The organism is Alteromonas australica, assembly GCF_000730385.1.
Classification (GTDB): domain Bacteria; phylum Pseudomonadota; class Gammaproteobacteria; order Enterobacterales; family Alteromonadaceae; genus Alteromonas; species Alteromonas australica.
The window spans coordinates 1,079,289-1,093,051 of record NZ_CP008849.1 but is presented as its reverse complement, the minus strand read 5'-3'; the positions used below and the strand labels follow the sequence as shown (position 1 = coordinate 1,093,051).

Annotated in this window: 10 protein-coding genes and 1 tRNA gene; 5 read left to right on the top strand and 6 right to left on the bottom strand. The window is 45.8% G+C overall.

The annotated features are described in order from the left end of the window. The first annotated feature begins 37 nt into the window (after nt 1–37). Both EP13_RS04780 and smrA read left to right on the top strand, forming a co-directional pair. Nucleotides 38–112, top strand: a tRNA-Arg gene (locus EP13_RS04780). A gap of 307 nt (nt 113–419) precedes the next feature. Continuing rightward, nucleotides 420–1,007 (top strand): DNA endonuclease SmrA, encoded by a 588-nt coding sequence (smrA, locus tag EP13_RS04775; protein ID WP_044056292.1) that lies wholly within the window; start codon nt 420–422, stop codon nt 1,005–1,007. 90 nt (nt 1,008–1,097) lie between these two features. Here the strand turns inward: smrA and EP13_RS19290 are convergent, their stop codons facing one another. Beyond that, the gene (locus EP13_RS19290) at nt 1,098–1,238 is read right to left on the bottom strand and encodes a hypothetical protein (RefSeq protein WP_172655499.1); all 141 of its coding nucleotides are present in this window, start codon (nt 1,236–1,238) and stop codon (nt 1,098–1,100) included. Nucleotides 1,239–1,460: 222 nt separating this feature from the next. Beyond that, the gene (purL, locus tag EP13_RS04770) at nt 1,461–5,348 is read right to left on the bottom strand and encodes a phosphoribosylformylglycinamidine synthase (RefSeq protein WP_044056291.1); all 3,888 of its coding nucleotides are present in this window, start codon (nt 5,346–5,348) and stop codon (nt 1,461–1,463) included. Nucleotides 5,349–5,525: 177 nt separating this feature from the next. On the opposite strand from purL, the gene mltF reads away from it, so the two are divergent. Next, the gene (mltF, locus tag EP13_RS04765) at nt 5,526–6,893 is read left to right on the top strand and encodes a membrane-bound lytic murein transglycosylase MltF (RefSeq protein WP_044058750.1); all 1,368 of its coding nucleotides are present in this window, start codon (nt 5,526–5,528) and stop codon (nt 6,891–6,893) included. Nucleotides 6,894–7,134: 241 nt separating this feature from the next. On the opposite strand, the gene tadA is transcribed toward mltF, so the two are convergent. Beyond that, the gene (gene tadA, locus EP13_RS04760) at nt 7,135–7,677 is read right to left on the bottom strand and encodes a tRNA adenosine(34) deaminase TadA (RefSeq protein ID WP_044056290.1); all 543 of its coding nucleotides are present in this window, start codon (nt 7,675–7,677) and stop codon (nt 7,135–7,137) included. A 347-nt stretch (nt 7,678–8,024) separates the two neighbouring features. Between tadA and EP13_RS04755 the strand changes: the two genes are divergently transcribed. Next, nucleotides 8,025–8,258 (top strand): hypothetical protein, encoded by a 234-nt coding sequence (locus tag EP13_RS04755; protein ID WP_044056289.1) that lies wholly within the window; start codon nt 8,025–8,027, stop codon nt 8,256–8,258. A 1-nt stretch (nt 8,259) separates the two neighbouring features. Here EP13_RS04755 and EP13_RS04750 read toward each other — a convergent pair whose 3' ends face one another. Beyond that, the gene (locus EP13_RS04750) at nt 8,260–10,194 is read right to left on the bottom strand and encodes a monovalent cation:proton antiporter family protein (protein WP_044058749.1); all 1,935 of its coding nucleotides are present in this window, start codon (nt 10,192–10,194) and stop codon (nt 8,260–8,262) included. A 193-nt stretch (nt 10,195–10,387) separates the two neighbouring features. Here EP13_RS04750 and EP13_RS04745 point away from each other — a divergent pair, with 193 nt between their 5' ends. Beyond that, nucleotides 10,388–11,296, top strand: coding sequence for a GGDEF domain-containing protein (locus EP13_RS04745; RefSeq protein WP_044056288.1), 909 nt, complete (start codon nt 10,388–10,390; stop codon nt 11,294–11,296). A gap of 125 nt (nt 11,297–11,421) precedes the next feature. Here EP13_RS04745 and tilS read toward each other — a convergent pair whose 3' ends face one another. Together tilS and accA are read right to left on the bottom strand one after the other, a co-directional pair. Then, complete coding sequence (gene tilS / locus EP13_RS04740; RefSeq protein ID WP_044056287.1) at nt 11,422–12,750, bottom strand: tRNA lysidine(34) synthetase TilS; 1,329 nt, start codon at nt 12,748–12,750, stop codon at nt 11,422–11,424. 22 nt (nt 12,751–12,772) lie between these two features. After that, nucleotides 12,773–13,729: an acetyl-CoA carboxylase carboxyl transferase subunit alpha gene (gene accA / locus EP13_RS04735; RefSeq protein ID WP_044056286.1), complete on the bottom strand. Its 957-nt coding sequence runs from the start codon at nt 13,727–13,729 to the stop codon at nt 12,773–12,775. Between the last annotated feature and the right edge of the window lie 34 nt (nt 13,730–13,763).

Below are 13,763 nucleotides of genomic sequence, written 5' to 3'. Positions count from 1 at the left end.
TTCATTCAACTCAGTATAATAAGGGCACAATCAGAACGTCCCCATAGTTTAATGGATAAAACAAGGCCCTCCTAAGGCTTAGATGTTGGTTCGATTCCAGCTGGGGACGCCATAGGCACACTCGCTTTATCCCTGCTAAGTCAAAAAATACTGGCGTAATAGCCGCGTGCTCCAGGAAACACACTGGCCACAGAGAAATACATCACAAAAATTGGCATACTCTATAATCTGATAGGTCTAAAGATATTTTTAAAGCGGGGTTTCATTTCATATAGATCAACCCGCGCTTATTCACGTATAAAGAGCAGTGACTCAATGACAGCGGTTACTAAGCAAACATGCTCTACATTATTTAGGAATTTTTGATTTTTTTGCCTTAGCCAAGATTAATAAGGGTAGTTGCTTGTATGGGGATTCAAATGAACCAATTCGAAAATGACGATATCGACTCGTTTTTTGCAGAAATGCAGGATGTTAAACCTATTGCATCAGGCGATAAGGCTTTATTACATGATCCAGAAAAAGCGCTCGCAGAAAAGCAAAAGCGTGCAGCTTTGCAAAATAAAACCCGTGAAAAGCTAACCAACCCGTTAAGTTTAGAAGGGGTTAAACCTGTCCCGCCGAGTGACTTTATATGTTTTCAGCAACCAGGGATCCAAGATGGGGTATTTAAGAAGCTGCGTATGGGAAAATACCCGTTGGAATACACTTTATCACTTAAAGCTTTAAACATTGAGCAAAGCCGTGATGCACTCTACCAATCGATAATATCAAGCCACGAAAAAGGGGTAAGAGCGCTATTAATCCAGCACGGTACTGGAGAAAACAGCAAGCCATTTCCTGCCTTAAAGAAAAGCTATGTTAATCATTGGCTTCGGGAACTCGAGGAAGTCATTGCCTTTCATACCGCACAACCCATGCACGGTGGTTTTGGTGCTACTTATGTATTGCTGAAGAAACATCCTCAACAAAAATTGATTAATAGAGAAAAAAACCGGAAAAGGTAATGATTTTGTCATGTAAAGAATACATGATGATACAGAATTGATTAAGGGCAGTTTCCTTGCGAAAACTGCCCTTAGAATTTTACTTTCAGACTACTTAACTGAAGACTGCACACTTAGCGTTGAAGGAGCTTCGTCAGATTTTGCTGAAGTGCTAAAAACAGCAGTTACAAACATCAGCACAACAGCCACAGCCACTCCGGTTAAGCCAAACCCTTTTGAAGAACGATTCATTAGTCGTCTCTTATTATCGATACTGACGTTTTGCCAGATAAACCCGCAACAAAACCTCCTGTAACCAATCTGCAATCCCTGCATGCACTACAATAGATCAGTGACTTAGAGATGACAAGCCCCTCTGTTCATTTTTTTGACAACTTGCCAATTAGTTGACACAGATGCGCCGTTTTATGCGTAAAAGGAGCGATTTTACCGCCCCTTAACGATCACTCATTTTTAGCCTACGAATTTTCTCGCGTTTCTAAATATACGCATCCACGCACCATCTTCTTGCCATTCGTCAGGACGCCAAGAATTTGCCACGGCTCTGAACACCCTTTCAGGGTGAGGCATCATAATAGTGCTGCGTCCATCGGCCGAGGTAAGGCCCGTAATCCCCTGCACAGAACCATTCGGGTTAGCTGGGTATTGCATGGTAGGTGCACCATAGTTATCAACATAACGCAGTGCCACTTGATGAGACACCTGCGCGAGGGCGTCCTGATTGGCAAATTCCGCTTGCCCTTCTCCATGAGACACCGCAATTGGCATACGCGAGCCAGCCATTCCAGCTAACAAGACAGATTTTGACTCCATCACTTCTACCATCGCCACCCGTGCTTCGAAGCGTGCTGACTGGTTAGTAACAAAGTGTGGCCAATGTTCGGTACCAGGGATAAGCGACTTCAAATTCGACAACATTTGGCAGCCGTTACACACACCGAGGCTGAAAGTATCATCGCGATTAAAGAAAGCTTCAAACTGGTCTCTGGCTATACCATTAAACAATATAGACTTCGCCCAACCTTCACCCGCACCCAATACATCACCATACGAGAACCCGCCACAGGCGGCCAAGCCAGCAAATTGCGCTAAGGTGGTTCGGCCCGCCAGTACATCACTCATATGCACGTCGATAGCATCGAATCCTGCGCGATTAAATGCCGCCGCCATTTCTAAGTGAGAGTTAACACCTTGCTCCCGCAATATTGCAACTTTAGGCTTTATACCTTTGGCAATGTAAGGTGCCGCAATGTCTTCATTAACATCATACGTCAGTGCCACGTGTAAGCCTGGATCTGCCGCGTCCTGTTTAGCCAAGTGTTCTTGCTCAGCGCAAGCTGGGTTATCACGACGCTTTTGCATTTCATAGGTCGTTTGTGCCCAGGTCGTTCGCATTGCAACCCGGCTGTCTGCTAACACAGCCACGCCATCCCGGCTAAATTCAATCATATCCGTACTATTTACTGTACCTATAACATGCGCAATATCTGCAATATCAAAGGCAGTAAGAAGGTCGTTAACAGCGTCAATATCTTGGTTTAATACTTGTACCACACCGCCTAGTTCTTCATTGAACAGAACGTCGACATCATTGCCCGTTAAAGTATCAAGAGTGATACTCACGCCAGTTTTACCTGCAAATGCCATCTCTGCAACAGTGGTGAATAAGCCACCGTCTGAGCGATCGTGGTAGGCTTGAACCAAGCCTTTTTCGATAAGCGCCTGCATGGCATTAAAGAACTGTTTTAGGCGAGTGGCCGATACCACATCGGCTGGGCTGTCACCTAACTGAGAATAAACTTGCGCTAAACAACTCGCCCCTAAGCGATTCTTACCCTCACCTAAGTCGATAAGTATTAAGGTACTGTCGCCTTTGTCGGTACGTAACTGCGGCGTCACGGTTTTGCGAATATCTTTTACCGCGCCAAATGCTGAAATAACTAAAGACAAGGGGGAAGTTACGGCTTTGTTTTCACCATTTTCATTCCATGCGGTTTTCATTGACATAGAATCTTTACCCACTGGGATCGTCAGCCCAAGTTCAGGACAAAGCTCTTCACCTACCGCTTTAACTGCTTCATACAAACCTGCATCTTCGCCAGGGTGTCCCGCTGCCGACATCCAGTTAGCTGAAAGCTTAATACGCTGAATATCACCAATATTAGCCGCCGCAATATTCGTTAACGCTTCACCTACCGCTAAGCGAGCCGAGGCACCATGGGAAAGCAGTGCTACTGGAGTACGCTCCCCCATCGCCATTGCTTCACCATGATAGGTATCAAAGGCGCTAGCAGTAACCGCCACATCAGCAACAGGTATCTGCCATGGCCCCACCATTTGGTCACGACTTACAAGGCCCGTTACAGAGCGATCGCCAATGGTAATCAGGAAGGTTTTTTCCGCCACCGTAGGTAGCGACAATATGCGATTTGCGGCGTCGCTAAGGGTAATGCCTGCGTCATCTAATGCGGGGGAGCTGACTTTTCTCGAGCTCACATCACGATGCATTTTAGGCGGCTTGCCAAGCAAAACATCAAGGGGCATATCGATAGGTTTGTTATCGAATTGGCTGTCATTCAAGTTTAAATGCTGCTCAGCGGTCGCTTCACCCACTACGGCGAAGGGCGCGCGTTCACGGGCACAGATGGCTTCGAAAACCGGCATATTTTCTGGTGCGACCGACATCACATAGCGTTCTTGCGATTCGTTACACCAAAGCTCAAGAGGCGTCATGCCCGGCTCATCAGATAACACCTTGCGAAGTTCAAAGTTACCGCCCCGACCGCCATCATTCACCAATTCAGGCAAGGCGTTTGATAAACCACCCGCGCCCACATCGTGAATAAATTGAATAGGATTGTTGTCACCTAACTGCCAACATGCATCAATGACTTCTTGGCAACGACGTTCCATTTCAGGGTTATCACGTTGAACCGAGGCAAAATCTAAATCTTCGTTTGATTGTCCAGAGGCCATAGACGACGCTGCACCGCCACCAAGACCAATATTCATGGCAGGGCCGCCAAGCACAATCAGCTTAGCACCAACGGTGATTTCGCCTTTCTCGATGTGATCACGGCGAATATTCCCTAAACCACCAGCAAGCATAATTGGCTTATGGTAACCGCGCACTTCAACGCCATTAAAGCTATTGACTTCTTGCTCATAAGTACGGAAGTAACCTAATAATGCTGGGCGACCAAACTCGTTATTAAAGGCTGCGCCACCAAGTGGTCCGTCGGTCATTATGTCCAATGCACTTACAATGCGCTGAGGCTTACCGTACTCTTTTTCCCAAGGCTGCTCTGCACCAGGGATCCTTAAGTTTGATACCGTGAACCCTACCAAACCGGCTTTTGGTTTCGAACCACGTCCAGTTGCGCCTTCATCGCGAATTTCACCACCTGAGCCTGTTGCGGCACCTGGGAAAGGAGAAATGGCAGTAGGGTGATTGTGGGTTTCAACTTTCATAAGAATATCAATATTCTCATGATGGTATTCGTATTGGTGTGATTGCGGGTTTGGGAAAAATCTTCCCGCTTGCCACCCTTCCATTACCGCCGCGTTGTCTTTGTACGCTGAGTACACGTGATCAGGCAGTAACTCGTAGGTGTTTTTAATCATTTTGAACAGGGATTTTTCTTGCGCTTCCCCATCTATTGTCCAACTTGCGTTGAATATTTTATGACGACAATGCTCAGAGTTTGCTTGAGCAAACATGTAAAGCTCTACGTCGGTTGGATTTCTTCCCAACTTAGTAAAGCTTTCAAACAAATACTCTACCTCATCATCCGCCAGGGCTAATCCTAGCTTAAGGTTTGCTTCAACCAAGGCGGCTTTACCATTGGCCAATACATCTACTGATGTGAACGTTTGTGCCGTTGCTTGTAGGAACAATGCTTGCGCATCTTGTGTTTGTGCAAACACTGTTTCAGTCATGCGATCATGCAGGAAACTTGCGACTTGCTGATACTCACTCTCGCTAATGCTTCCCTCAAACGTTAAATAGTATGCACAACCTCGTTCAATACGATTAATACAATCTAATTTACAGTTGTGAGCGATATCGGTAGCTTTTGAAGACCACGGAGAGATGGTGCCGGGGCGAGGAGTAACAAAAAATAAGGTTCCTGATGGGGTTTGCGCTTGTCTAGCAGGGCCATATGTCAGCAGTTTATCGAGAATATCTCTTTGCTGCGACGACAAGTCACCTACAGAATCTACAAGGTGAATATATTCACTATAAAGGCTTTTCACCTTAATGCCGGATTGACCCAGCTTTGCAATCAGTTTAGTTTGGTTAAACTCGGATAGTGCGGGAGCGCCTCGAAGGACCAACATATTGCTTTACCTGGTTGTTTGGAAACAACGACCATCAATGCTACGCGTTGTCTCTGTAATTGATGAGGATTTCGGCGCGGATTATAGATGAAATATGATGAATTGGTAACCTACATCTCGGGGTATGTTGCAGTTTTTTTTAAAAATCACCCAATTAACAACAACAAGAAAAGGTCTATGCTGTCACAAGACTTAAAAAACCGATTAAAAATTACATTTTTTATCGCTTTGTGTTTATTTGCTACCAGCTGCGGAGCACCGAAAATTCCTAACGCGCTGTCCTCATTATTAGAAAGAGGATCGGTGAAAGTAGGAACCCTCTATGGTCCTGCTACTTATTATAATGGTGCAGAAGGTCCTCAAGGCTTTGAATATGAATTACTCGCCGGCTTTGCCGACTATTTAGGCGTAACCCTCGACCTATATCCCTTTTATAGCTACGAAGCTATGCTAGAACAATTAGAAGAAGGCAATCTGGATATTGTTGCCACCGGTGACGCCGTCACCGACGTGTTGCAGTCTCGGTTTAGCTATGGGCCCGCCTATCAAACGGTTTCCCAGCACTTAGTGTTTCAAGCGGGCACCTCTCGCCCTAGAGACATGGCTGAACTCGATGCGCCTGTGGTTACGGTAACTGGCAGCAGTCAAGCTCAACTATTAACAAGCCTGAGCGATGACGCCGCGCCCACCTTGATTACAACGGAAGATTCAGACTCTGAAGAATTATTACAAAAGGTGGCTGAGGGCGAATTAGACTACACCCTTGCCGATAGTAACCGACTCGCCTTACAACGTCGTCGTTATCCTAACTTAGCCGTAGCTATGACGATAGAAGACAGTATGCCTATGGCATGGGCTTTAGATCGCTCACAAGACGATTCCATTAAAGCGGCTATGGTGGAATATTTTGGCACCGTACACCAGTCAGGATGGTTCACTGTTTTAGAAGATAAATACTTTGGTCACATCCGTACCTTTGACTATGTCGATAGCCGCGCGTTTAACAAGTCGGCAGAAACCACACTGAAACGCTACAAAAGCATGTTTCAACAATACGCGGGAGATTTGGATTGGCGGTTATTGGCAGCCATGAGTTACCAAGAAAGCCATTGGAAACCTGACGCTGTGTCACGTACTGGTGTTCGTGGGCTTATGATGTTAACCATGGATACCGCGAACGACTGGGATGTAGAGGATAGAACAGACCCAGAACAAAGCATTCGGGGCGGGGCCCGTTACTTTGCCAGCTTACTTAGCCGTATTCCTGCTCGAATTGGCAACCCTGATAGAACCTGGATGGCCATGGCCGCGTATAATATTGGGATGGGGCACTTGGAAGATGCGAGGGTTTTAACCGAACGCCAAGGGGGTAACCCCGACCTGTGGGTAGACGTTAAGCAACGACTGCCACAACTTAAACAGAAGAAATACTACAGAACCACCAATTACGGCTATGCTAGAGGTGATGAAGCCCTGCAGTATGTTGATAACATCCGGCGATATTATGACAGCTTGGTGTGGTTAGACGAACAGGGAAAAATTTAATTCTTGCGTATTGAAACTTGTCATTTTGGTGTCATTTAAGCTTAGTAACATCGCAGCAAGTTGGTGCTAATGCTGCCACGATATTTTCCCTAATTGGTGATGCAAGGAGGGTTAATGAAAAGAAGTAGATTTATGAAGAAAGGAATAACATTGAAAAATAATAATAGACGCCGCCTGATGCTGAAGCGGGTACATCAAAAGGTGCTTCAACGTCGCAAGCAATACGTAACCAGTGACATGTTCACTCAGCTGAACCGCAACCCTTAGCTAACGCCTGTTTATTCTTTTTAGCTAACTTTATCTGCGCTCTACGTTGTTTGAAAAATGAAGACAGTTTTTCAGCACACATTTCAGCAAGCACACCCGGTACAACCTCAATTTGGTGATTCAGTGCTGGGTGTTGCAATAGGTTCATCACAGAGCCAGCCGCGCCAGTTTTAGCATCCCAAGCACCGAAAACCACTCTATCTACACGCGCGTGAACCAACATACCGGCACACATGGAACAGGGCTCTAGCGTCACGTACAAGGTAGTACCCACTGTACGGTAATTTTTAACCTGCTTGGCAGCGGCGCGGATTGCGGCCATTTCTGCATGAGCTGAAGGGTCATGGTCAGTAATTGGTGTATTCCAGCCCTCTCCGACCAATATACCTTCTTGTACCACACAAGCGCCCACAGGAACCTCCCCCATCTGCGCCGCCTTATCTGCCAGCGATAACGCGTGGGTCATCCACTTTACATCTTCCTCTGAACTCAAAGAGTGACTAATTTCATCAATCATTCGTCAATTTAACTATCATTTGGTTTTTGTTCATATACATGATGCACGCCACTCTATTAAAAAAACCCTAAGATATTGAATAATAAAACTTTTAATTTATGGCAAACAATTTGCTCTAGGATAAAGGTAATGTAATGCATCACTGTTGTTTACGCTGTTATCACGTAAACAGCGGCTACTAGGTGGTTTATCTGACCGATGAGGCTTCGGCGTGTAATAACAGTACATTTAATGTACTGACAAGCACAGATAACCTGCTATTGTAGTATTAGGTGTCATAGTAACGAAAAAATCATAAAGGGCGTAGCGATTCCGATGCAATCGCTACAAAATAGAAGGGGATTATTATGAATTTAACAGCCATCTTTATTGTAGGCATTGTATGTTGGTCAATTGTTGCCATTATTCAAACCGCCAAAGGCAAAAGTCACGAGCAAAAGAAAGGCGAACAGAATGAAGCCTACGAGGCTGAAATTACGGCATTAAAAGAGCGAGTGTCTGTGTTAGAGAAAATTGTGACTGACGAAAAATATGATCTCAACAAACAGTTTGATGCGCTGAAAAAAGACAAAGTTGCTTAAGTTAAACGTCTTCTAACAACTTTCTTTCTGCACGTTCTACTCGTCGGGGCTTGCCTGCTATCACCAAGACATCGTGGGGCTGTAACTCAGCCTCTCCGCTAGGATCGATCAGCTCGGTTCCACTGCGTCTAAGCCCTTTTACTTTCACCCGCATGCGTGAAAAATCAATTTCACTAAGACGTTTCCCTATGCAGGCTGCGTCTTCAGCCACGACAACCGCATGAATAAATTCTAACTTATCCTCTGTTCCGTAGGAGATTTCTGTGGTCTCCCCTGGATAAAAGCCATGCAAATGATCGTAGCGCCCTTTGCGTTCGGCGCGTACCCGCTTCAAAATTCGAGACATGGGCACGCCTGCATAATGCAATACTTGAGAAATCAACATTAGGCTTCCCTCTTGTAGCTCAGGCACCACTTGATTTGCCCCCGCGTTGTAAAGACTCTCTAGCTGATAATCTCGTTTGGTTCTCACCATCACGTCACAGTCTGCGGAAATCTGGTGAGTAGCACTAATGACTTGTTTTGCTTTTATGGCTTCGTCAAAGGTCACCAGTACCAATTTCGCGCTTGTCACTGAGGCGTTTGTTAAAATGTCTTTTTGACTGGCGTCACCAAAAATAACAGGTTCCCCCGCATTTCGGCTTTCTTGCACCCGCACAGGGTCGATATCGATGGCAACAAAAGGAATGCCTTCCATTTTTAGCATACGCGCAACCGACTGCCCTACCCGACCAAAGCCACAGATCACCACGTGTTGTTGCAACCTCGTTTGCTGGCTAAATTGCGATGTAGCGTCAGGAGACAGGGGTTTCGTTACGATTTTCTTAGCAAGGGCTAAACTGTTCGTCATTAACCAAGGGGTTAACGCCATACTAATGACCCCCATACTGACGATGAGTGAAGACTGTTGATTGGAAAGCACTTCATGGGTAGTAGCAAGCGCAGCAATAACAAAACTAAATTCACCTATCTGACACAGTTTAAACCCTGCCGACCATGCATCTAAACTATCGCTCTTTACCATGGCGGCACAAATTCGCACCAGTACCACCTTACACGCCATTAACCCAATAACGCCGAAGACAATAGTGAAGAGCTCATCCCAAAGCACAGTAAGGTCAAGCTGCATACCAACGGTAATAAAGAACAGCCCCATGAGAATATCCCTAAAAGGCCGTATATCAGCTTCCAATTGATACTTGTATTGGCTTTCGCCTAACATCATACCTGCTAAAAAAGCCCCCAAAGCCATAGACAAGCCAAAGTAGTAGGTGAGCCCGCCAGCCAGCAACGCAATCAAAATAGTGGTTAGGACAAACAGCTCGTCAGTTCTCGTTTTCGCCACCTCTCGAAATACCCAGGGCAACACCCATTTGCCAATAGACATAAGTAAGGCCACCACAAAAATACCTTTAAGTAGCGCGCCGCCTAGCGCCAGCGCAATACTGTTCTCGCCACTTTGGGCGAGTAAAGGAATGGCGATGAGAAAAGGCACCACGGCTAAATCTTGGAACAATAGAATACTGATAGCGAGCTGAGTTCGACGGTTATTCAATATTCCCATTTCATTGGCTTGCTTAATCACAATCGCGGTAGAGCTTAATGCTAACGCGCCGCCAATAATGACAGCAGCACTAAGGGGAATGCCAAATAAGTAAGGGATTAGGGTGAACACGCCTGTGGTTAAAGCCATTTGCCCAAACCCAACTCCAAACACCAATGACCGCATGGCAAGTAGCTTAGGGAGGGAAAATTCCAAACCAAGAGAAAAAAGTAAAAAGACGATGCCCACTTCTGCGAGAAGATGCATCTCTTGCGGATGGGAGTACAGGCCAAGTAATTGGGGGCCGGCAAGTACGCCTGCAAACAAATAAGCAAGAATGGGAGGGAGCTGCATACGTTTGAACACTGCCACACTGCATACTGCAATAAGCATTAACGCAATTATATTTAAGAAGCCGTGACCCAAATTTACACTCCCGAAGAATACTTGGCATCCAGATTGCAAATCACCCTTTAATTAGTGCAAAAACGGCAATGATTGCCACTGTTTTAACACAGAACCGTCAGGGCTTTGACGCAAAATTAATTTTGCATTTTAAAAGCGTTTTGCAACAAGGGGCGAACCTGTGGATTTCTCAACTACTATCTACGATAGCACACAACATGACAACTTTTACCCGTCGGCTAGCGCAGGGCAAGGGTTATCTATTAGTGAACTATCCAACTTCGTTAGTCAATTATTGTCAACGTTAGAGATTGATGAGTTAAGTAACCTCTACTTTAACCAGTTATCGGGGCTTATGCCTATCACTGGTTTTAGCCTGTCGGATTTTGATTCTCGCTGGGTGTTCGGTAACGCTCCTATTTCAGCGGTGCTGATTGAACTCCCCTTGCATACTGACACGCTGACAGATTCATCCTCAGATGAGAAACACAGCGCCTATTACTATATGACTCGCTCCCTGTCATTATCACAGCAAAACGTATTAGCACAGTTACATAGCATATTTAATCAACAACTCGCTCACGCCCTTAGCTTTCGTAGAATGCGAAAAATGGCAACGAAAGACATGCTAACAGGGCTAGGCAACCGCAGCGGTTTCGATGAAGCGCTTACTCGCCAGTTAGGCTGGGCACAGCGTCATGAAGAAGCGTTTGCGTTATTGATTATTGACCTGGATAACTTTAAGCAAGTTAACGATAACTTCGGTCACCGCGAGGGAGACACAGTCTTGGTCACGGTGGCGAATCAATTACTCAATGTGCTGCGTGATGAAGACGAAGCATTCCGCTTTGGTGGAGACGAATTTTGTGTGGTATTAGATTGCCAAACTCAGCAACAATTGGCCTGTGCGGCGTCTCGAATTCAGCTTTCAATAAATCAATCTGCCTATCTTTCGAGAATGAATGTGTCTTGTAGTTTAGGTGGTGCAGTGTTTCGAGAAGGAGACGACCTAGCGTCAATTTTCGATCGGGCTGATACTGCGCTATACAAAGTTAAACATTCTGGTAAAAACAGCTATCAAGCGGCTTAACCAGGACTCAGTACTACTCACGACCATTTGAATCGTTCAGACATTGCCACCTGGCAATGGCTTGCCGTATTTGTTGCGGTTTTATCTGGAAAGAGCGTTGAATCGCATCACCCTATATCACGGGTTTAACTAGAGACCACAGTGAGTTGAAAAGACGCTGGGCAACGATGAAGGCGAACCACGTCGCCGTTAATCAATAAGGCAATAGCGTCTTCTTTAAAGAACACCACCGGAATTTTTGCTCTTTCCCAAACAGGAATTTTCCAATACTTGTACCAGTCCTTAAGCGGTTTACTTACCTGAGCGTTTGCCGGTTTGATTTTTAATCCCTTAACATCCGTTTTTACCACTAGCTGTAAAGGCTTCTCTTCCTCAAAATTGCTTTCAAACCGTAATTGTAAGTTAAGCCATGCAAGCGTTAGTGTGCTGCCTTCTGGTAAAGTTAATTCCCGTTTAACCCGCTCGTCGGCATTATTCACCCAGTAAAGACTTCCCTGATAGCGCGCCACGTACCCCCAGGAAAAAGTGACTTTGGGAGTAGCATCCTCTCTCGCATTTAGCATATTAAGCACTTGTACTAACTGAGCTTGGCTGGGTGCCAGCGCGCCCTTAGAGGCGAACCATTGCCTAATCACGGCTCTTTTCCAGCTGTCAGATAGCGATAGTATGTACTTACCACTAAGCATACTAGTTCCAAATGCAGAAACGCTTTCACAGCGAGAAAGGTGGGTTTTCGCCTCTGTTTCCAACAAGGCCGACTGCTCGGCACAAAGCGCCGCACTTCTGCCTGTGGTTTTTGCCATTTGAGGCCAACGCGCAGTTAACAGAGGTAACACTTCATTGCGTAAAAAGTTTCTATCGAATCGGGTATCAGCGTTAGATTCATCTTCTACCCAATTTAAGTTGAGCTGCTGGGCCGCACTAAGAATGTCTTGTTTGCTCTCTTGTAACATGGGTCGCAGTGTGAGCACTTTATTACGCCACTGAAACGCGCCCATACCGGCTAATCCCTGAGGGCCAGCACCGCGCTTAAGTTGAAGTAATACCGTTTCTAATTGATCTTCGCTATGTTGCCCTAGGCATAAAATACTGTTGTGTTGCTTACAGTAATCATGCAACGCCGCATAACGCGCATTACGCGCAAGGGCTTCTAAGCTGGTGCGGGTAGTTTGTTCAATATCCACCTTGTTAGCCGTAAAAGGAATATCAAGAAATCGACATTCACGTTCACAATGCGCTAGCCAGGAATCAGCATTGTCGCTTAAGCCATGGTGAACATGTACCGCGTGGACGTCGAGATCGTGACGATCCCGATAGTGCGCGAGCGCATGGAGTAATAGCGTAGAATCTACGCCGCCACTGTAAGCCACCGTCAAAATTGGAGATGGGTCTACCTCAACGCTCTCAAGAAGATGATGAAGCGTATCGCAGATACGATTAACGATATTACTCACGGGCGGCCATAAGGCTTAATACCTAGCAGTAACCAAACGACATAAGTCGCTGATAACGCTCTTCCATGAGAGAAGCATTATCAAGTGTTTTAAGTTGACTCAATTGCTGCTTAAGCACCGCTTTCAGGTTTGCTGCCATACCGTTGTGGTCACGGTGGGCACCCCCAAGAGGCTCCTCAACAATACTGTTGATTAAGCCTAACTCTTTAATTTGTGGTGCACTTACCCCCATCGCTTCCGCCGCCAAAGGTGCCTTTTCTGCGCTTTTCCAAAGAATTGAAGCACAGCCTTCTGGCGAAATAACTGAATAAGTAGAGTACTGCAGCATGTTCACGCGATCGCCCACCCCTATAGCTAACGCGCCGCCTGAGCCACCTTCACCGATTACGGTACAGATGATAGGCACCTTTAGCTCTGCCATTTCAAAAAGATTTTTTGCAATAGCTTCACTTTGACCACGTTCTTCTGCACCCACGCCTGGATACGCCCCAGGCGTATCAATAAAGGTGATAATCGGTAGATTGAAACGCTCAGCCATTTTCATGAGTCTCAACGCTTTTCGATAGCCTTCAGGCTTTGGCATACCAAAGTTACGTTTTATTTTTTCGTTGGTATCGCGACCTTTTTGGTGGCCTATGATCATCACTGGCTGGTCATCTAGCATGGCGGGACCACCGACGATAGCCTTGTCATCGGCAAATGCACGATCGCCAGCTAATTCATCAAATTCAGTGAAGATACGCGGAATATAATCCAGTGTATAAGGCCGCATGGGATGACGAGCAAGCTGAGACACTTGCCATGCACCTAGGTCAGAAAAAATCTTCTTTGATAGCTCAGCACTCTTACCGCGAAGCTTATTGATTTCTTCTTCAATGCCTACGTCAAACTCACCGCCTTGATTTACCAACCTTAGCTCTTCGATTTTTGCTTCTAGTTCGGCTATTGGCTGTTCAAAGTCCAAAAACTGTATACTCATTTTATGTCCTATTCGTACTACGCTCATCAGTGCC